Annotated in this window: 14 protein-coding genes; 2 read left to right on the top strand and 12 right to left on the bottom strand. The window is 63.5% G+C overall.

The features are described 5' to 3' along the window. Positions 1-76 precede the first annotated feature (76 nt). The 10 genes from ACIPHN_RS13965 to ACIPHN_RS14010 form a co-directional block, all read right to left on the bottom strand. Positions 77-1,729, bottom strand: coding sequence for an ABC transporter ATP-binding protein (locus tag ACIPHN_RS13965; RefSeq protein ID WP_400437065.1), 1,653 nt, complete (start codon positions 1,727-1,729; stop codon positions 77-79). A gap of 18 nt (positions 1,730-1,747) precedes the next feature. Then, complete coding sequence (locus tag ACIPHN_RS13970; protein ID WP_400437067.1) at positions 1,748-2,587, bottom strand: ABC transporter permease; 840 nt, start codon at positions 2,585-2,587, stop codon at positions 1,748-1,750. Then, positions 2,584-3,585, bottom strand: a complete 1,002-nt coding sequence (locus tag ACIPHN_RS13975) for an ABC transporter permease (protein WP_400437069.1) — start codon at positions 3,583-3,585, stop codon at positions 2,584-2,586. Before ACIPHN_RS13975 ends, ACIPHN_RS13970 begins: the two co-directional genes overlap by 4 nt. Positions 3,586-3,649: 64 nt before the next feature. Continuing rightward, positions 3,650-5,245: an ABC transporter substrate-binding protein gene (locus tag ACIPHN_RS13980; RefSeq protein ID WP_400437070.1), complete on the bottom strand. Its 1,596-nt coding sequence runs from the start codon at positions 5,243-5,245 to the stop codon at positions 3,650-3,652. Positions 5,246-5,326: 81 nt separating this feature from the next. After that, positions 5,327-5,956 (bottom strand): RraA family protein, encoded by a 630-nt coding sequence (locus ACIPHN_RS13985; RefSeq protein WP_400437072.1) that lies wholly within the window; start codon positions 5,954-5,956, stop codon positions 5,327-5,329. Then, positions 5,953-7,284, bottom strand: coding sequence for an MFS transporter (locus ACIPHN_RS13990; RefSeq protein ID WP_400437074.1), 1,332 nt, complete (start codon positions 7,282-7,284; stop codon positions 5,953-5,955). Before ACIPHN_RS13990 ends, ACIPHN_RS13985 begins: the two co-directional genes overlap by 4 nt. A 52-nt stretch (positions 7,285-7,336) precedes the next feature. Continuing rightward, the gene (locus tag ACIPHN_RS13995) at positions 7,337-8,836 is read right to left on the bottom strand and encodes an aldehyde dehydrogenase (protein WP_400437076.1); all 1,500 of its coding nucleotides are present in this window, start codon (positions 8,834-8,836) and stop codon (positions 7,337-7,339) included. Then, positions 8,823-10,121: a Zn-dependent hydrolase gene (locus tag ACIPHN_RS14000; protein WP_400437077.1), complete on the bottom strand. Its 1,299-nt coding sequence runs from the start codon at positions 10,119-10,121 to the stop codon at positions 8,823-8,825. The genes ACIPHN_RS13995 and ACIPHN_RS14000 overlap by 14 nt, the downstream gene beginning before the upstream one ends. Before the next feature lie 17 nt (positions 10,122-10,138). Continuing rightward, the gene (locus tag ACIPHN_RS14005) at positions 10,139-11,923 is read right to left on the bottom strand and encodes a thiamine pyrophosphate-binding protein (protein ID WP_400437079.1); all 1,785 of its coding nucleotides are present in this window, start codon (positions 11,921-11,923) and stop codon (positions 10,139-10,141) included. Continuing rightward, positions 11,895-12,788 (bottom strand): HpcH/HpaI aldolase/citrate lyase family protein, encoded by an 894-nt coding sequence (locus tag ACIPHN_RS14010; RefSeq protein WP_400437081.1) that lies wholly within the window; start codon positions 12,786-12,788, stop codon positions 11,895-11,897. Before ACIPHN_RS14010 ends, ACIPHN_RS14005 begins: the two co-directional genes overlap by 29 nt. Before the next feature lie 436 nt (positions 12,789-13,224). Here ACIPHN_RS14010 and gabT point away from each other — a divergent pair, with 436 nt between their 5' ends. Further along, on the top strand, positions 13,225-14,499 hold the full coding sequence (gene gabT, locus ACIPHN_RS14015) for a 4-aminobutyrate--2-oxoglutarate transaminase (RefSeq protein WP_400437083.1): 1,275 nt from the start codon (positions 13,225-13,227) through the stop codon (positions 14,497-14,499). Positions 14,500-14,514: 15 nt separating this feature from the next. Next, positions 14,515-16,239 (top strand): D-lactate dehydrogenase, encoded by a 1,725-nt coding sequence (gene dld / locus ACIPHN_RS14020; protein WP_400437085.1) that lies wholly within the window; start codon positions 14,515-14,517, stop codon positions 16,237-16,239. A 48-nt stretch (positions 16,240-16,287) separates the two neighbouring features. Here dld and ACIPHN_RS14025 read toward each other — a convergent pair whose 3' ends face one another. Next, positions 16,288-17,178, bottom strand: coding sequence for a FadR/GntR family transcriptional regulator (locus tag ACIPHN_RS14025; protein WP_400437087.1), 891 nt, complete (start codon positions 17,176-17,178; stop codon positions 16,288-16,290). Positions 17,179-17,892: 714 nt separating this feature from the next. Further along, the gene (gene istA / locus ACIPHN_RS14030; RefSeq protein ID WP_400437089.1) at positions 17,893-19,659 is read right to left on the bottom strand and encodes an IS21 family transposase; all 1,767 of its coding nucleotides are present in this window, start codon (positions 19,657-19,659) and stop codon (positions 17,893-17,895) included. Between the last annotated feature and the right edge of the window lie 350 nt (positions 19,660-20,009).

Genomic DNA, 20,009 nt, shown 5'->3' on the forward strand with positions numbered 1-20,009 from the left:
CGCACCGAGGTGGCCGGTCGCGTGGGGACGTGGGCGGATTGCAGGCTCATGGCGGCCACCGGAACAGGTCGGAGCGTTACGCTGTGGTGATGGCCTCTGCCCGGGATGACGGCACCCAGGACTTGCCAGGAATGGAGGCGATGAGCCTGCGCGTGTAGTCGTGACGGGGATCATCGAAGATGTGCGCCGGTGCGCCGCTTTCGACGACACTGCCGCGATGCATGACGATGATGTGATGACAGATCTGCGCCGCCACCCGGAGATCGTGGGTGATGAAAATGATCGCCAGATCCAGTTTGCGCTGCAACTGCCCGAGCAGCGCCAGCACCTGGGCCTGCACCGATACATCCAGCGCCGACACCGACTCGTCGGCCACGATCAGCTTGGGCTCCAGCGCCAGGGCCCGGGCAATGCCGATGCGCTGGCGCTGGCCGCCGGAGAACTGGTTCGGATAGCGGTCGAAGGCCGAGGCCTCCAGGCCCACCAGTTCCAGGAGTTCCCTGGCCCGGCGATGCGCTTCCGCCACGGCCACCCCGTTGGCAATGGGACCATCGGCGATGATGCGGCCAACGGAGTGGCGCGGATTGAGTGAGGCGAACGGATCCTGGAAAATCATTTGCACGTCGCGCCGCAGTGGCCTGAACTGTGCCTCGCTAAGCCGGGCCAGGTCGCGACCACCGAACAGCAGTTCACCGCCGTCGATGCCGGTCAGGCGCAGCAGGCATTTGCCGATGGTGGATTTGCCCGAGCCCGATTCACCGACGATACCCAGCGTCTGTCCACGACGCACGGTGAAACTGACATCGTTGACCGCATGGACCGTGCGGCGGCGACCGAACCAGCCACCCCTGCTCACGTAGGTCTTGCGCAGCTTGCGTACCTCCAGCAAAAGTTCGGCCTGCTCGTCGGCGACCTGCCCGGCGCGCCCATGCGGAACGGCGTCGATCAGGCGCCGGGTATAAGGATGCCGGGGCGCGTCGAGCACTTGGCGCGCCGGGCCGATTTCCACCAACCGGCCCTTCTCCATGACAGCGACACGGTCAGCGATCTCGGCGACGACGCCGAAATCATGCGTCACGAACATGACCCCCATGCCTTTTTCGCGCTGGATGCGGCGAATCAGGTCGAGGATCTGCGCCTGGGTCGTCACATCCAGGGCGGTGGTCGGCTCATCGGCGATGAGCAGTTTGGGCTCCAGCGCCAGGGCCATGGCAATCACGACACGCTGGCGCTGACCGCCCGAGAGCGCAAACGGATAGCTGTGGCGCAGGCTGGCAGGCTCCGGCAGGCCGACGAATTCAAGCAGCTCCAGGACCCGCTGTTCGCAGGCCTGGGCCGCATGGCTACGATGCACGCGCATGACTTCGGCAATCTGCTCACCCACGGTCATGAGGGGATTGAGGGCCGATAGCGGCTCCTGGAAGATCATCGCCATCTCCTTGCCGCGCATGCCAAGCAGGGTGGGCTCGTCGAGCGTGAGCAGGTCACGCCCGAGCAGGGAGATACGCCCGCTCTCCGGATACAGGCCAGGGGGCAGCAGTCCCATGATCGCATTCGCACTCATGGACTTGCCAGAGCCCGATTCTCCGACGATGCAGACGATCTCGCCGCGATGGAGCTCAAACGACACCTGCTCGATCGCATAGGGGCGGTCAGCGCCCTCGGGCAGGGCGATGCTGAGCTGCTCGATGGACAGCAACGGCGGGGCAACAGGATGGGACGTGGACATGGCGATACCTTCCATTGTTCATTGACCGCGCTTGCGCAGCTGCGGATTGAGGGCATCGTTGAGGCCCTCGCCAATCAGATTGATGGCCAGTACCGTCAGCAGGATCGCGACCCCTGGCCAGACGCTCATCCACCAGGCCTCGCGCAGCATGGTGCGCGAGGCGCCGATCATGAATCCCCAGCTCATCATGTTGCGGTCTCCCAGTCCCAGGAACGACAGCGAGGACTCCGTCAGGATCGCCGTGGCGACCATGAAGGAGGCCGTGACGATGATGGGGGAGAGCGCATTGGGCAGGATCTGCGTGGCGATGATGCGCAGCGGTCGCTGGCCGATGACCACGGCCGCCTGCACGAACTCGCGCTGCCTGAGCGTGAGGAATTCGGCCCGCACCAGCCTGGCCACCGGCGGCCAGGACACCAGCGCGATGGCGCCCACGATGGTCGTGACCGAGGGACTGAAGATGGCCACGATCACCACCGCCATCGCCAGCTGCGGAATGGTCTGGAAGAATTCGGTCAGGCGCATGAGCAGATCATCGACGCGCCCGCCGCAATAGCCGGCCGCCGCGCCGACGGCGATACCGAGCAGCAATGCCACCACGGTCGAGACCACCCCCACCAGCAGCGACATGCGCGCGCCATACAACAGGCCGGCAGCCAGATCGCGGCCCAGCATGTCGGTACCGAATGGCAGGGAGGCATCCGTAAAGGGTGCCACCAGCGGACTGGCCACCATGCTCCATGGCGACTCCTCATAGAACAGCGATGCCGTGGCGGCACAGAACACCACGCCCAGGAAGATCACCATGCCCAGCATCGCGCCATGGTTGCGGGAAAAGCGACGGAGGAAGGATGTCATGCGGCTGCCCCCTGGCCGGCACTGATACGGGGATCGACGAAGCGATAGACGATATCGGTGATCAGGTTGAAGGACACCACCAGGGTCGAGGTGATCAGGAAGATCCCCAACAGCAGCTGGTAGTCACGTTGCAGCAGCGCGTCGAACATCAGCCTGCCGATGCCGGGCCAGGCGAATACGGTTTCGGTCAGGACCGCGCCACCGGCCATCTGGCCAAGCTGTATCCCGGCAAAGGTGATCACCGGCAGCAGGGCATTGCGCAATACGTGCACGCGGATCACACGGCGCGGCGGCACGCCCTTGGCGCGCGCGGTCTTGACGAAGTCCATGCCCATCACCTCCAGCATCGACGCCCGGGTCAGGCGCACGTAGACCGCCATGAAGAAGCTGCCCAGCGACAGCACCGGCAGCACCATGTGGGTGGCGATATCGAGGACACGATCCAGTCCCGCCAGGTGCGTGCCGATGGATTCCATCCCGAATGCCGGCAACCAGCCCAGGACCACGGAAAACAGCACGATGGCCATCAATGACAGCCAGAACAGTGGCGTGGCATAGAGCAGCAGGGCCGCCGACATCAAGGCGCTATCAAGCCAGCGGCGGCGATTCTCGTAACGGGTCCGGGCCGCCAGCACGCCCAGCGCTACGCCGGTGACCACGGAAAACAGGAAGGCCGCCCCCATGAGCAGGAAGGTGGCGGGCAAGCGATCCAGGATCAGGTCCAGCACCGGCAAGCGGTTCCGGTAGGAGTAACCGAGATCAAGATGCAGCACGCCCTTGAGGTAACTGCCCAGTTGCACCAGCACTGGCTGGTCCAGCCCGAACTGCTGGCGCAACTGGCTGACATAGGCCGGATCCCCGGCACCGGCTTCACCGGCCAGCACCGTGGCCGGATCGCCCGGTGCCAGGCGGATCAGGAAGAAATTGAGCACAACGACACCACCTACCACCAGTAGTGCCTTTCCCACACGGGAGAGAAAGAAGCCGAGAAAACTCATGCAGACTCCATACGCCAGTGACGCGCTGGCAGGCCGGTGCCAGGCACCGGCCTGCGCGAGCGATTTATTTCTTGTCGATATAGACCGTGTCGAACGACTCGTTGAGGCCGATCGCAGTGGTCACCAGGTTCTTGACGTTGGCCCGGTAGAGGGTCGGAAACTCCATTTCGATCAGGTTGACGTTGGCGACCTCGCTGGTCAGCAGCTTCTGCACTTCACTGTAGGCGCGCTGCCGCTCGGCCGGATCCAGTGTGGCGCCGGCGCTTGCCCACAGCGCGTCGGCCTTGGGATTGCTGTAGCCCTGCACATTGGCGAATGGCGACCCCTTGACGATGTTGCTGCCCAGGTAGAGACGTTCCACGCCCAGGGCTGGATCACCGTATTGATAGGCGTAGGTCACCGTCATGTCGAAGTCCCAGTTGCTGACCCGGCCGGACCAGCTGCCGGCATCGGAGGATTCGATGCTCACCTTCAGTCCTATCCCCTCCAGCATCTGCCGGATGTATTCGTCCAGACGATCCCAGTTGGCGCCGTAGGAGGTGGAGAGGATCTTCACCGGATATCTGGCCACGTCTACCCCCGACTCCTTGACGAGCTCGCGCGCCTTCTTCAGGTTGAATTCGAAGGCGGGGGTGTTCTTGTCATAGAACAGCGTGCTGGAGACGAACGGTCCGGTTGCCGGTTTTCCTTGGCCGAAGAAGATGTTGTTGATGATCAGGTTGCGATTGAGCGCGTGCATCACGGCTTGCCGGATCTTGACGTTGTCGAAGGGCGGCTTGCGCTGGTTCAGGACCAGGTAGGCCATGGGCGAGAACAACTCCCAGCCCTTGGTCGTGTAGTCGACACCGGCGATGGCGCGCAGGCGCTTGACATCGACATTGTCGACGTCGCCCCCACGCAATACCTGGACATCGCCACGCTCGAAGGCCACCGCGCGCGAGGCCGAATCGGGGATCACGTTGAAGACCAGTTCATCCAGGTAGGGCAGGTCCTTCTTCCAGTAGTGGGGATTGCGCACGAGCTTGATGTAGGCGCCTTTCTTCCACTCCTTGAACATGAACGGACCGGTACCGATGGGGGTCTGGTTGGCCGGGTTCTTGCGATAGTCGCTGCCCTCGTAGAGGTGCTTGGGCATCATCGGCATGGTGCCCGTCTCGAACATCATGATGAAGGGCGGGAAGGGCTCCTTGAGCTTGATCTCCAGACGGGTGGGGTTGATCGCGCGTACCGAAGCGACGTACTTGTTGAGCACCGTCCTGGTCCGTACATGCACCTCGGGCAAGAGCTTGCCGATGGTGAATTCGGCATCCGCGGCCGTGAAGGGCTTGCCGTCATGCCAGGTCACGCCGCTTTGCAATTCGAAGGTGTAGGTCAGGCCATCCGGCGAGATGGTCCAGCTCTTGGCCAGCTCGGGACGCGGCTTGAGATCGGGGCCATAGGTCAGCAGACCCTGGTAGATCTTGCCGGCCACGTATTGGGTCGGCGCCTGCGAATTCATGGCGCTGACCAGCATCGGTGGTTCGGGCTGGACGATGGCCGACAGTGTGCCGCCACGGGTCTGTGCCTGCGCCGCGCCCGTCAGCGCAATCGAGGCAAGAAGGGAGAGCGCCATGGCCGAGCATGACAGCACGCGCTGGAACGAAGGGGAAAGCGATGACATCGGTAGAACTCCTTCAGGTCTGAAAACCAGGTTCGACAACGGTCGCCTGTGTGAGAGGCGTGTGCTTGCTGTGTCCGGAACTCAGGACTGCGGACACAGCACCTGCCCGACCGGCTCGCCGGCCCGCAGGCGGGAAAGGATGGCCGGCTCGGCATGGTCCGACGTCAGGGCCTGCTCGACGATGCCCGCCACCGTCGCCAGGTCGGCGAAGAACACGCCGTTGTCGTCGGCCAGGACCAGGTCGCCGGGCTGCACCAGGACGCCGCCACACTGCACCGGGACATTGAACTTGCTGCGTCCGGTCCCGCGTCGCTTGGTGGTCAGCAGGCTGGTTCCGCGGGCAAAGACGGGCAGGCCGGCTGCGCGCAATTCAAGCAGGTCGGTCACCACGCCATCGACGATGATGGCCTGTGCGCCGGCGCAGGCAGCCGCGCACGCCGTCACCGCGCCGACCGGGGCGTGGTGGTGGTCACCCGCCATGTCGATCACCAGCACATCGCCCTGGCCCAGCCCGGCCAATGCCTGATTCACTGCCAGTGCATCGGCGTCGGCCAGCATCAGGGTGGCCGCGCGCCCGACCACCTTGACGTTGGACAGCAGGGAGCGGATGCCGCTCTCGGCGAATCCCTCTTCGAGGAAATGCCCGAGCGTGGGGAAGCTCACCGCCCGCAGTTTTGCCAGCAGCTGCGACTCGATCGGTGGATGACTCATGACGCCATGCCCTCGACCATGGCCACCTGGCGCTGCCTGCCCATCGTCTCGGCCAGCAGCCACAGGCACAGTGCCGAGAGGATGGCCGAGCCGATCATGTACCAGGCCACCGAGGAACCATGCCCGGTGGATTGCAGCAGGGCCGTGGTGATGATGGGCGTGGCGGCGCTGCCGAGCAGGCCCGAGAGCATGTAGGCGATCGACAGGCCGGAGTAGCGCACCTTGGCGCCGAACAGCTCGGCGAGGAAGGTCGCGATGGGGCCATAGTTGGCGGCAAAGGCCGTCATCATCAGCAGGTAACCCAGCAGGGCGCCGCTGAAGGTGCGCATGTCCATGAGCCAGAACATGGGGAAGGCGAACAGGGCTTCCGCAGCGATCCCGGCCAGGATCACCGGCTTGCGTCCGAAGCTGTCGGAGAGCCGGCCGAATACCGGCAGCAGCAGCACGCACAGCGCACAGGAGACCAGCACCACGCTCAGCATTTCATTGCGGCTGTGTCCCAGGGTCTGGGTCCCGTAGGTCAGGCCGAACGCCACCAGCAGGTTATAGGAGGTCCCGGTGGACATGGTGGCGATCCCGCCCAGCAGCACCTGCGACCAGTTGCGGCGGAACACCTCGAACAGTGGCACCTTGACCTGCTCGCGCGATTGCTGGACCTGCCGGAACGAGGGTGTCTCCGAGATGTTGAGGCGGATATACATGCCCACGCCGACGAGCACGATGCTGGCCAGGAAGGGAATGCGCCAGCCCCAGGAGAGCATGTCCTCGCTCGACATGAAGGCGTTGCTGACCAGGAAGACCAGGTTGGCGATCAGGGTGCCGAAGGGCACGCCGATCTGCACCCATGACCCGTACAGGCCCTTGCGGTTGGCCGGTGCATGTTCGACCGCCATGAGCACCGCGCCGCCCCATTCGCCGCCCAGGGCCAGGCCCTGGATCACGCGCAAGGTCAGCAACAGGACCGGCGCCCAGACGCCGATAGACTTGTAGTCGGGCAGCAGGCCGATGGCGAAGGTCGCCAGCCCCATCATCACCAGGGAAACCAGCAGCATCGACTTGCGTCCCACCTTGTCACCGAAGTGACCGAACAGCGCCGCGCCGACGATGCGCGCCACATAGGCCGATGCGAACGTGCCGAAGGCCAGCAAGGTGCCGACCAGCGGGTCGAAGGCCGGGAAGAAGATCTTGTTGAAGACCAGTGCCGAGGCGGTGGCGAAAATGAACAGGTCGTACCATTCGACCGTGGTGCCGATGACGCTGGCCACGGCGATACGCTGAATCGAGTGCTTGCCGTCCGCTTCCCCGGCGGCAGGTTGTGCGTGCTTCATGTTGACTCCCTTTGGTTGCATTGTTGGTGCGTTGTTGTCGTGTGCCTGTGGGCTAGTCCCGCAGATCAATCCATGTGGTCTTCAGGTCCGTGTACTTCTCCATTGCATGCAGCGACTTGTCGCGGCCGAAGCCGGACTGCTTGACGCCACCGAAGGGCACGCTGATATCGCCATCGGCATAGCAGTTGACCCACACCAGGCCGGCACGCAAGCGCCGCGCCAGGCGATGCGCGCGGCCCACGCTGCGCGTCCACAAACCCGCGCCCAGGCCATAGACCGAATCGTTGGCCAGCGCGATCGCCTGTGCTTCGGTGGAAAAGCGCTGCACCGCCAGTACCGGACCGAAGATCTCCTCGCGCACCACCGACAGGTCCTGGCTGGCGCAATCGAAGATGGTCGGCTCGATGTAGTAGCCCCCGCTCTCGGCATGCAGGCGGCGGCCACCGTGGTGCAGGCGCGCGCCCTCGCGCACGCCGGCGTCGATGCGTGCCAGCACGCTCTGCATCTGGCGCTCGTCGACCATGGCGCCCATCGGCGCGGCCGGGTCCAGCGGGTCGCCAGGGACCATGCCCTTGGCGTGGGTAGTGAGGCGCTCCATGAAGGCGTCGTAGATCCCCTCCTGCACATACAGGCGCGAACCGGCGATGCAGACCTCGCCCTGGTTGATGAAGATGGCCTGGGCCGCCACCAGCGCTGCGCGATCCAGGTCCGGGCAGTCGTCGAAGATGATGTGCGGAGACTTCCCGCCGCATTCCAGCCAGACGCGCTTGAGGTTGGAATCGGCGGAGTAGCGCATGAAATGCTTGCCCGTCTGGGTAGAGCCGGTGAAGGCCAGGCAATCGACATCGGGATGCAGGCCCAGTGCCCGTCCGGTGATCGCGCCCGGCCCGGGAACGACATTGAAGACCCCGGCGGGAATGCCCGCTTCGGTGGCCAGGGCCGCCAGGCGCAGCGCGCTCAGGGAGGATTGTTCGGCCGGCTTGAGCACCACGCTGTTGCCGGTGGCCAGGGCCGGTGCCACCTTCCAGGCCGCCATCATCAACGGGAAATTCCACGGCACCACGGCGGCGACCACGCCCAGTGGCTCGCGCGTGATGGTGGCCAGTGCGCCTTCCGGGGTGGGGGCGATCTGGTCATAGTGCTTGTCGATGGCTTCGCCGTACCACGCATAGCAGCGGGCCGTCTCGGGGACATCAAAGAGCAGGGCATCACGCACGGGCTTGCCCATGTCCAGCGTCTCGATCAGGGCCAGTTCTTCCTGGTGCCGCTCGATCAATGCGGCCAGCCGCAGCAGGCGCTGCTTGCGCTCGCGCGGCGCCAGGCCGGCCCATACCTGCTGCTCGAAGGCGCGTCGCGCAGCGGCGACCGCGAGATCCACGTCGGCCGGACCACAGGCGGCGACGTCGGCCAGCTTGCGTCCATCGATCGGACTGTAGGCGGGGAAGCTGGCGCCGTCAGCGGCAGCGACATAAGAGCCATCGATATAGGCCAGTCCATCGAAGTGCAGGGTGGCGGCCTTGTCGTGCCAGTAGCGGCGATCATGCAGTTCCATGCGCTTCTCCTGTGGCTGTCTGATACGCTTGCTCCCGCTTGCCGGCCTGCGCCAGCATGGCATCGAGCAGCACGTTGGCGCCGGCTTCCAGGTGCTCGGGCCGGGCATCCTCGATCTCGTTGTGACTCACGCCATCCTTGCACGGCACGAAGATCATCGCGGCGGGATGGGCCATGGCCATGTGGACGGCATCATGTCCGGCGCCGGTGACCATCTCCATGGCGGGCAGTCCTCGTGCTGCGGCGCTGGCGCGTACACTTGCGCTCAGGGCGGACGCAAACGGCGTGGGCGGGTTGTACTGGGCCTGGCGCAAATCCAGCGCCACGCCGTGGCGCTGGGCGATATCGGCCAGCCGGCTGTGCAACTGGCGATCCATCTGCTCCAGCGTGGCGGCATCGACGTGGCGCAGGTCGATCGTGAAATCCACCCGCCCCGGCACCACATTGCGGGAGGCGGGATGCACGCTGAGCACACCGACCGTCCCCCGGCCATGGGGCAGCTTGTCGTTGGCGATGCCCACCACCGCCTGCACCATCTCGCTGGCGGCCAGCAGGGCATCCTTGCGTACGGCCATCGGTGTCGGGCCGGCATGCATTTCCATGCCGGTCACCGTGACGTCGTACCAGCGCACGCCCAGCGAACCAGTGACGATGCCGATGACTCTGTCCTCGGCTTCCAGGATCGGCCCCTGTTCGATATGGGCTTCGAGGTAGGCACCCACCGCGCGCTGGCCGACCGGCTCCTTGCCGGCATAGCCGATGGCAGCCAGTTCGTCGCGCACGCTCAGGCCCGCGCTGTCGCGTGCATCGAGTGCGGTATCGAGCGCAAAGCGTCCCGTGAATACCCCTGACCCCATCATCACCGGCAGGAAGCGCGCGCCTTCTTCATTGGTCCAGATGATCAGTTCCAGCGGGGCCTCGGTCTGGATGCCGTGCTGCTGGAGGGTACGCATGACTTCCAGTCCTGCCATCACGCCGTAGCAGCCATCGAACTTGCCGCCGGTGGGCTGGGTATCGATATGGCTGCCGGTCATCACCGGTGCCAGGGTGTTGTCGCGCCCGGGCCGGCGACCGAAGATGTTGCCGATCTGGTCGACGTGGATCTGCAATCCCGCCTCCTTCATCCAGCCGACCACCAGGTCGCGCCCCTGGCCATCCAGGGCGCTGAGCGCCAGCCTGGCATTGCCCCCCTTGGGGGTGGCACCGATCCTGGCCAGATCCATCAGCGAGCGCCACAGGCGCTCACCGTTGATGGACAGGCGTGTTTCTCTCTCTGCTAGGTTCATGGTCCGCAGGCTCCTGGTCAGTTCGATGGCGTGCGTTGGCGCGCCAGGGCGGCATCACGTATGCCGGACAGCGTCTCGCCGGGCGCAATGCCGTCGGCGTCATAGCGCAGCTCGACCAGTGCGGGCAGGCGCTGGCTCTGTGCAAACGCGCAGGCGCGCTCCAGCGCGGCGGCGAAGTCCTCGATGCGCTCCACCACTTCGCCATGGCCGCCATAGCTGCGCGCGAGGGCGGAAAAATCGGGATTGACAAAGGACAGGGCGATGTCGCGACCGGGGAATTCGCGCTCCTGGTGGGCGCGGATGGTGCCCCAGATGCCGTTGTTGAACAGCAGCACCACCACGCCCACGCGGTATTGGAGCGCCACGCCCAGCTCCTGCAGGTTCATCTGGAAACAACCATCGCCGGCGTAACAGACCACGGTGCGTTGCGGATCTTCAAGCTTGGCCGAGATCGCCGCCGGCAGGCCGTAGCCCATCGCGCCCACCGTCGGCGTGAGGCTGGAACCGGGGCCGGTGTAGGTGCGGTAGCGATGGGGATAGAGTGCGTAGTTGCCGGCCCCGACCGTGATGCAGGTATCGGCCGGCAGCTGGCGCGCGGCAATGACAGCGGCCTGGTCCAGCGAGAGCGGGCCTTGGGCTGGCAGGGCTTCCAGGCTGGCCAGGTAGTCCTGGCGCGCCGCGGCCACCCAGCCCTGGCGCTGCAGGGGCCGCGACGGCGCCACCTCGGCGAGTGCGTTGGCGAAGCTGGCGACGTCGGCCACGATGGCCTGGGTCGGTGCAAAGACGCGGCCAAGTTCACCAGCATCGGGATAGACATGGATAAGCTTCTGGCGCGGCATCGGACTCTCGATAACGCTATAGCCCTCCGTGGTGGCTTCACCCAGGCGCGTGCCGACGGCCAGGACCACATCGGCTTGCCTGATCCGCTCGCGCAAGGCCGGGGTCATCGCCCAGCCGACATGGCCGGCCGCATTGGGATGGCGCTGGTCGAAACATTCCAGGCGCCGCCAGGCAGTGCCGACCGGCAGCTGGAAGCGTTCGGCAAATCCTTCCACCTGCCTGATCGCATCCCGGGTCCAGCCGTTGCCGCCGACGATCATGAAGGGGCGCTCGGCGCCTTCCAGCAGGGCGGCCATCTGCTGCAGGTCGGCCTGTCCCGGATGGCTGTGGGTCCGGGTGTAGCGCGGCATGTCCGCGACCTCGGCGCATCCCCACAGGGTATCTTCGGGCAGGGCCAGCACGACCGGACCGGGGCGGCCACTGGTGGCCACCGCAAAGGCACGCGCGATGAATTCGGGAATCCGCTCGGTACGATCGATCTGGGCCACCCACTTGGCCATCTGGCCGAACATGCGGCGGTAGTCGATTTCCTGGAAGGCTTCGCGTTCATAGAAATCGTTGCCGACCTGGCCGATGAACAGGATCATCGGCGTCGAGTCCTGGAACGCGGTGTGCACGCCGATGCTGGCGTTGGTGGCACCGGGGCCGCGCGTGACGAAGCAGATACCCGGCTCGCCGGTGAGCTTGCCCAGCGCCTCGGCCATGTAGGCCGCGCCACTTTCCTGGCGGCAGACGATGGCGTCCATCTGGCCTTTGTGCTCGTTGAGGGCATCGATGCAGGGCAGGTAACTCTCGCCGGGGACGAGGAAGACCCGGCGGGTGCCATGGATGCGCAGCTGCTGCATCAGGATCTGCCCCCCATTGCGACGCGGGGGGAGGGTGGGGGATGCGAGGGATGTCAAGACAGTTCTCCGTGGTCGGTCGGGGCTGCGCTCAGGCGCCCCAGTTTCTGAATTCGGCATCGCGTGCCAGCAGGCGGCGAGCGGTGTGATAGTCGGGCGTGTCGATGGCCACACCGGTGCCGGGATCGCCACGGCGCATGGCCTCGAAGCGCGCGACCAGCTCGCGTGCGGACGCCACCTGCTCCGGCGAAGGCGTCAGCGCGGTGTGGATGGCGGCGACCTGCTCGGGGAGGACCGTGCATTTGGCCCTGAGACCGATACGGCGCGCCCAGGCAAGATCGGCGGCCAGCCAGTCAGGATCCCGGTAGTTGAAGGGGCAATCGATGGCGATGCGGCCGGCGGCGCGGCATTCGACATGGAAGCGATTGCGCAGGTAGTTCAGCTCCACGCTGTCGGGCCCCCGTTCGGCGCCCAGGTCCGCAGTCAGGTCTTCGGCGGCCAGCAGGCAGGCGCGAACGCGCGCACTGGCCGCCAGGATCGGCTGGAGCTGGACGATGCCCAGCGCCGACTCGATGGTCGGCACGATCTCGGTGTTTCCCGGGGCGATCCCCAGCTGCATCTCCAGGGCGCCCATGGCGGCATCCAGCGCGGCAATCTCGGCCGCACTTTCCACATACGGCAGCAGCACCACATCGGGCCGACCGGGCATGACGCCAGACAGGTCGTCGTGGCCAGCGCCAGCAAGACGATTGATCCGCACGCCCGCCACCATGCCCTGCGTGCGGCAGCGTGCCATCAAGGCCACGATCTCGATGCGCGCCTGCGCACGCTCCTGTGGCGCGGTGAATTCCTCCAGGTCCGGCACCAGTACATCGGCACCACTGGCCAGTGCGCGCTGGTGCGCCTGCCGGTCCGCGCCGGCGGTGAACAGCCAGCTGCGACGCAGGGCAGGTGGCCGGCACGAGGGGGCGGTGGAAAGCGTCATGACAAACCTTTTGATGGACTACTGGTCCGGCCAGTTGTGAAATATTGCAGAAATTCGCTTCTTGTCGATATTTACCGTTTTATGCGGAGATAAGCAGCAAATGTCTTAAATTAACAATAGCATGGAAGGCATATCGCAAGTCAACAAGATTTTTTGCGCGCGAATTATTGCGCCAAATTGGATCACTGGTCCGGCCATTTTGCATAAATTCCGGCCATTGACAGCTTGGTATGCACGAACTTTGTGCCACCCGCAGGCGAGCTGCACGATTAGAGGGAGAAGGGGGCAACTGGTCAGCAACGTCGATGTGGCAGGCGAGCCACTGCGGCGAAATTGGCCCTGTCGAAAATATTGGATTGGCTCTTTAGACGGGACCCGCTTCCCGATGTAATGCCTTCCCATGCACTGTCAACCAACCGGATAGGGAGCCGCCACGATGAGCCAATTCACCAATGTCGATCTACAACACCGCCGCCTGGCGGCCATGCCGCGCGGCGTCGGGGTCATGTGCGACTTCTACGCCGAGCGTGCCGAAAATGCCCGGCTGTGGGACGTGGAAGGGCGCGAGTACATCGATTTTTCCTCCGGCATCGCCGTGCTCAACACCGGCCATCGCCATGCGCGGGTTGTGCAGGCGGTGCAGGATCAGCTGGGGCGCTTCACCCACACGGCCTTCCAGATCGTGCCGTATGAAAGCACCGTGGCCCTGGCCGAACGCATCAATGCCCTGGCCCCTGTGGCCGGGCCGGCCAAGACCGCGTTCTTCACCACCGGCGCGGAAGCGGTCGAGAACGCCATCAAGATTGCCCGTTCGCATAGCGGGCGTCCCGCCGTCATCGCCTTCGGCGGCGCCTTTCACGGGCGAACCATGATGGGCATGGCGCTCACCGGCAAGGTCGCGCCCTACAAGCTCGGCTTCGGGCCGTTCCCGGGTGACGTGTTCCACGTGCCTTTCCCCTCGGTGTTGCAGGGGGTGAGCGTGGAGGACTCGCTGGCCGCCATCCACGACCTGTTCAAGTCCGACGTCGATCCGCAGCGCGTGGCGGCGATCATCCTGGAGCCCGTCCAGGGCGAGGGCGGATTCAATGTGGCGCCGGCCGCGCTCATGCGTGGCTTGCGCAGCCTGTGCGACCAGCACGGCATCCTGCTGGTCGCCGATGAAATCCAGACCGGTTTCGGTCGCACCGGCAAGCTCTTCGCCATGGAGCACTTCGATGTCAAACCCGATCTCATCACCATGGCCAAGAGCCTGGCCGGTGGCCTGCCGCTGTCGGCGGTATGCGGACGTGCCGACATCATGGACGCGCCCGGTCCCGGTGGCCTGGGCGGCACCTATGCCGCCAATGCGCTGGCGGTGGCGGCAGCCCATGCCGTGCTGGATGTGATCGAGCAGGAGGGCCTGTGCACACGCGCCAGCACGCTGGGCGCGCGTCTGAGCGCGCATCTGGAGGTGCTGCGCGTGCGCTTCCCGGAGATCGCCGAGGTGCGTGGACTGGGCTCGATGATCGCCATCGAGTTCCGCGACCCGCAGTCCGGCAAGCCTGACCCTGCCCGTCTGCAGCAGGTACAGCGCAAGGCGCTGGAGCAGGGCTTGCTGCTGCTTGCCTGCGGCATGCATGGCAATGCGATCCGCTTCCTCTATCCCCTCACGATCGACGATGCGCTCTTCGGCAGGGCGCTCGGGATCATCGAACAGGCACTGCAGGACTGAGCCCCGGACGAGCCGATGCCGACCTGTTCCGTCCCCCCACGCCATGACGCTGCCTTGCTCGCGCGCCTGCGCGAAATCGTCGGCGCCGACAAGGTGCTCACCGACAGCGGCCAGACCCGCCGCTATCGCCAGGGCTTTCGCTCCGGCGAGGGCGAAGCACTGGCCGTGGTATTTCCATCTCGCCTGATCCAGCAATGGCACATCCTCCAGGCCTGTATCGATGCCGGCAAGGCAGTCCTGATCCAGGCCGCCAATACCGGACTGACGGAAGGCTCCACGCCCCACGGTGGCGCCGATGTCTATGGTCGGGAAGTCGTCATCATCCATACCCTGGCGATGAACGGGATCCGGCTGCTCGATCAGGGGCGCCAGGCGATCTGCTTTCCCGGTGCGACGCTGCACGCACTGGGACAGGCGCTGCGCCCCTACGGACGGGAGCCGCATTCGGAAACCGGATCGTCATGCCTGGGGGCCTCGGTCATCGGCGGTATCTGCAACAACTCGGGCGGCATGCTGGTACGGCGCGGACCGGCCTATACGGAAATGGCCCTGTTCGCGCGCGTGGACGCCGATGGCCAGTTGCGGCTCGTCAATCACCTCGGGATACAACTGGGCGACACCCCTGACGTCATCCTCTCGCGCCTGGAGCAGGGGGATTTCGACCTGGCAGATGTGGATGTGGCCGATGAGCGGCGTGCTTCCTGCGCGGACTATGAAAGCCATGTCCGTGATCTCGCGGCAGGCACGCCGGCGCGCTACAACAACGACCCGGCACGCCTGTTCGAGACATCGGGCTGCGCTGGCAAGCTGGCCGTCTTCGCGGTGAGGGTCGATACCTTCGCCGCCGAGGAACATACGCGGGTGTTCTGCATCGGCGTACCAGATCCAGCGACACTGACCACCTTGCGCCATCGGCTGCTGGCGCCGGATGTGATCCTGCCGGTAGCGTGCGAGTACATGCACAGGGATATCTTCGACCTGTCGGCCCGTTACGCCAGGGACATGTTCGCCTTCATTGAGCGCTTCGGCACCGAAGCCATCGGCCCCCTGTTTGACTGGAAATCGCGTATCGACCGGTGGCTGGGGCGGTTCAAATGGATGCCGTCGCGACCGACGGATCGTCTGGCCCAGTGCATCAGTCGTCTGTTGCCGCAGCATCTGCCAGCGCGGCTGCTGGCACTACGCCGTCGTCACGCGCATCTGCTGCTGCTCAAGACGGCGGGCGATGGCATCGCACAGGTGGAGCGACTCCTGGCCGAACTGCTCCCCGACGCCGATCGGGGTGAGTGGTTTGCCTGTACGCAGGCGGAGGGAGAGAAGGCATTTCTGCACCGCTTCGTCGCCGGTGGCGCCGCCATGCGCTTCAATGCCGTGCATGGCGCCGAGATCGAAGGCGTGCTCTCGCTCGACTTCGCGCTGCCGCGCAACGCCATCGACTGGACCGAGCAATTGCCTGAGGAGATCATGTCGCAACTGCTGGGTCACTACCGCTACGGGCACTTCCTCTGCCATGTCTTCCACCATGATTACATCGTCAGGAAGGGCGCCGATCTCAAGGCGATCAAGCAGCGTGTGCTGCAAGCCATCGCCGCCAGGGGAGGCGAATATCCGGCGGAACATAATGTGGGGCATGTCTACCTGGCCAAACCCGCACTGGCAGAGTTCTACCGGAGCACGGACCCGACCAATAGCTTCAATCCCGGGATAGGCCAGATGAGCAAGCGCCGGTTCTATGAGTGAGCGCCGACGGCCCGGCCCGGGCCGCACACCGTTGCGTTGCACTTCGGTTCAGCTTCTGCGCCGGCTGGCGCGTGCGAGGACGGGCTTGAGGGTATCGGCGGCCGCCAGATTGGCGCCGCTTTCGCGTTTCTTGCGACCTTCCTTGGCGAGGGCAGACCTGGGCTCCTTGAGGCCGGACTTGCGCGATGCACGTCGCGCCGGAGCTGGTAATTCCTCGGCAAAGTTCTCGCGCAGGCGCGCCATGATGGCGATCAGGTGCGCGTACATTTCGTGCCTTGCGCGAATGGGATCACGATCAAGGATGGCGTTGGCGATGCGCACATGCTCCGTGCGCGCGGCGTTCCAGGCATTGCGACCGACCAGGTGTTCATCGAGTCGCTGATAGACCGGATTGGCCTCGCTCAGATCGCGCAGCGACAAGACCATCGCCTCCAGTGCCGAGTTGCCGCATGAAGCAGCGATGACCGAATGGAAGCGGCGATCCAGGTGACTGGGCGTGGCGCCATCGGCCAGGTCGTCCCGCTCTTTCCTCAACTGCTCCAGTTGCGGCTCGCTGGCATGCTGCGCAGCCAATGCGGCGACTTCCGGCTCGATCAGCAGGCGTGCCTCCAGCAGCTCGAACGGCCCGATATCGGCGGCCGCAATCGATGCGCCGGCGACGCCCTCTCCACCAGAGGATGAAGCCGATGCGGCGGACTGGCGCGGCATGGTGACGTACACGCCGCTGCCCAGGCGGACTTCGACGTAGCCACTGAGCTCCAGCGCGATCAATGCCTCGCGCACCGAAGACCGGCTCACGCTCAGGACCTCGGCCAGATCCCGCTCACCGGGAAGCCGGCTACCGACGGGAAAATCACCCGCGCGAATTTTATCGGCGATCTTATCGGCGATGAGACGATAAAGACGTTGCGCCGAGACGGCTTCAAGATTGAATTGCAAGGATCACTCCGGATGGGTGGACGTCCCAATTATACGATCTGGCTTCCCGGATCAATATGTGGGTGCGGGTCCAATATGAACATTTAGGGCAGCGCCTACCCGTACTGGTGGCCTTGTCTGGCTCCATGCATCGACGGACATGAAGAAATGTTCGGTCTGTGCAAGCAGGGCCCCGAAAAAGCAAAGGGCGCATATCACCTTCATATGCGCCCCTGCCTTCACGTCTGGATTGTGTCAGACCAACTGTAGAGGGAGGCATAACCTGCGAAATTTGAAGGCATAAGCTGCGAAAGCTATCAAAGTCAATCTATCGATAGTTTTTGCATGACAACGATGTTTCCATCGTAGATTCTTCAATTTTTGCTTTATGGCAAGACCCTACGGACTTCAATGAAGTGGAACGGAAATAACTCCTTGTTCAGCTTGCCAAACGCCCCGAAATCGGGGCGTTTTCTTTTGACATAAGAACCCGGTAGATATTCCCCCTCGCGTTCTAGCGCAGCAAACCTATTTGCTTACAGGGGGCCTGATTGGTGTGCTTGCGGATTTCATGCGGGAGTTAGCCAGCATAACGGCGAATCAAGCGCAACGTCCTCTTACCTATCAGGACTGTCAGCAGGCAGTGGCGGAGGTGCGCCATGCCGGGTCACCCCACAGGCTGGCCTTCCAAAGTTCTAACGCTCAAGATATGGAGGTTGAGCCGATAGCTCTTCATCAGGCATACGTCGAAGTGATGAAGAGTAATGCGTTGTCGATCTCGTTCCGTAAAAATTCAGGAGTTAAGCCATGAGCCTTATTCTTACCCACCCTCCTCGGAGTGACGAGTCCGGCATGGGATAGCAAAGCCCCGCCCGCTTGGCTGAATGGAAGGTAGCCAAGCTCATCTAGTATTACTAGATCAGTATGTAGAAGGCGTGTTGCCAAGTTTCCCGCTCGCCCTTGTTGCTTTTCCTGCTCTAGCATGTTCACGAGCTCGATTGTGGAAAAATAGCGTACTCGGGCAACGTCTGCCTTGGGCTCTTTGGTCAGCTGAAGCGCCTCTGGTGTAGCGACTCTCGGGGCTGGCGAGCCGTCCAACAAGCGGCTCAGTACATTGAGCACCACCTGCTTTGAGGGCGCGCCGCTCTTCAGGGCGGTCTCCACTGCGGACAGAACAATGTTTTCGTCGTGAAACATCACGAGCGCAAGGACCTCGACCATCTCGCGATCTCCGCCAGGGCGTTTAAGCAGAATCGCCTGCATCTCTTTGAATGCCGCAGGTAGGTCTGAAAATGGAGCGCCGTTGCGTAAGGCCCCAGGTTTTCGTTGCAAAACCGTCAAATAGTGACGCCAGTCATAGATCGTTTGGCCAGGGCCGTGGTCACGGTTGATGACTCGGGTATGCTCAGCAATGCGTTTTCCTTCTGCGATGAAGACCAGGTGGTCTGCATAGATACGGAGGCTGACTGGACGATTGGCAAACGATGAGGGGACGCTGTATCGATTTCGGTCGAGCGTAACGAGACATGTGGGTGAGACGCGTTTTGATTGCTCCACGAATCCGTCAAATCTTTTCCCTGTGGCGAGGAGATGTGGGCGTTCGCTCTCCCAAACTGTCCAAACACTTTCGTCGAGTTCGGGGTGCTTGATTTGCTTCCAGTGCCGCTTGCATTCCGTGCCGAGCCACTGGTTCAGTGCAGCGAGGTTGGCAAATTCTGGAGCCTTTTGCCATATGCGGTTTCGGCTGTCACGGACGTTCTTTTCGATTTGCCCTTTTTCCCAGCCGGAGGCGGGGTTGCAAAACTCTGCATCGAAAAGATAATGGCTCGTCATTGCAGTGAAGCGGGCGTTTACCTCACGTTGCTTGCCAGACATTACTTTGTCGACGGCCGTCTTCATGTTGTCGTAGATGCCGCGGCGAGGAATCCCCCCGAAGGCCTCGAATGCGCAAGCATGTGCGTCGAAAAGCATCTCGTGCGTTTGTAGAAGGTAAGCTCGTAGGAAGAAAGCGCGGCTATAGCTGAGCTTAAAGTGGGCGATTTGTAGCTTGGTTCGCTCGCCACCAATGACTACCCAGTCTTCGCTCCAGTCGAATTGAAAGGCCTCTCCCGGGGCGAATGAAAGAGGGATGTATGTTGATTTGCTCGCAGATTTGACCCTCTCCATTTGACCCACCTTCCATTGCCTGCTGAAGGCAGCCACCCGGTCATACGACCCCTCATATCCCAGCTCTCTTAAGTCCAGGAACATCTGTTTCAGGGTCCTTCTTTGCTTCCGAGATTTGATCGCCTCTGCGCTGAGCCAGGCGGAGAGCCTGGCGGTGAATTCATCGAGCGAGCTTGGCGAACGCCTTGCTGGATAAGCGGGTTCGCTGACATCGGATCGGATGTAGCGGCGAACAGTGTTGCGGGAAATGTCGAGCCTGCGGGCGATTTCCCGAATTGAGATGCGGTCTCTGATGTACCAGCGTCGAATAATTCCAAGTAGGGCCACGTCTATCACTCCGTTCTCCCGCTCGCTGTGATGAGCAGGATTGTGGTCTAAACATGGGTCAACTTTGGATGCAAATTTCCTGGGAAAGTGGGTCAGTTTTCAATGCAAATCAACATGGGTCAATTTGCACGCAATTGACCCATGCATTTGGCTAGACAGCTTGTGCACCAAGCGTTTCAGACTTGAGGCATGTTTCCCAAATGCCCGCCGGTCTGACGACAAGCTCTGAGAGAAATGACCCACTCCGCTTGACGTGTTCTGGACCAGAACGCAATTCAGTCGCTGTGGCATGCGCAGAACCTAACGCTTAAATCGATTGCCCCTTGCGGGCATGGGAGAGCATCTCGTCCAGTAGCGCT

The organism is Herbaspirillum sp. NPDC087042 (assembly GCF_044745245.1).
Lineage (GTDB): Bacteria > Pseudomonadota > Gammaproteobacteria > Burkholderiales > Burkholderiaceae_D > Herbaspirillum.

Bases quoted from the DNA above. Each gene is read 5' to 3' on its own strand.
- ACIPHN_RS13970 (WP_400437067.1), bottom strand. From the start codon at position 2,587: ATGACATCCTTCCTCCGTCGCTTTTCCCGCAACCATGGCGCGATGCTG.
- ACIPHN_RS13975 (WP_400437069.1), bottom strand. From the start codon at position 3,585: ATGAGTTTTCTCGGCTTCTTTCTCTCCCGTGTGGGAAAGGCACTACTG.
- ACIPHN_RS13965 (WP_400437065.1), bottom strand. From the start codon at position 1,729: ATGTCCACGTCCCATCCTGTTGCCCCGCCGTTGCTGTCCATCGAGCAG.
- ACIPHN_RS14010 (WP_400437081.1), bottom strand. From the start codon at position 12,788: ATGACGCTTTCCACCGCCCCCTCGTGCCGGCCACCTGCCCTGCGTCGC.
- ACIPHN_RS13995 (WP_400437076.1), bottom strand. From the start codon at position 8,836: ATGGAACTGCATGATCGCCGCTACTGGCACGACAAGGCCGCCACCCTG.
- dld (WP_400437085.1), top strand. From the start codon at position 14,515: ATGCCGACCTGTTCCGTCCCCCCACGCCATGACGCTGCCTTGCTCGCG.
- ACIPHN_RS13980 (WP_400437070.1), bottom strand. From the start codon at position 5,245: ATGTCATCGCTTTCCCCTTCGTTCCAGCGCGTGCTGTCATGCTCGGCC.
- ACIPHN_RS13985 (WP_400437072.1), bottom strand. From the start codon at position 5,956: ATGAGTCATCCACCGATCGAGTCGCAGCTGCTGGCAAAACTGCGGGCG.
- ACIPHN_RS14000 (WP_400437077.1), bottom strand. From the start codon at position 10,121: ATGAACCTAGCAGAGAGAGAAACACGCCTGTCCATCAACGGTGAGCGC.
- gabT (WP_400437083.1), top strand. From the start codon at position 13,225: ATGAGCCAATTCACCAATGTCGATCTACAACACCGCCGCCTGGCGGCC.
- ACIPHN_RS14005 (WP_400437079.1), bottom strand. From the start codon at position 11,923: ATGCCGAATTCAGAAACTGGGGCGCCTGAGCGCAGCCCCGACCGACCA.
- ACIPHN_RS13990 (WP_400437074.1), bottom strand. From the start codon at position 7,284: ATGAAGCACGCACAACCTGCCGCCGGGGAAGCGGACGGCAAGCACTCG.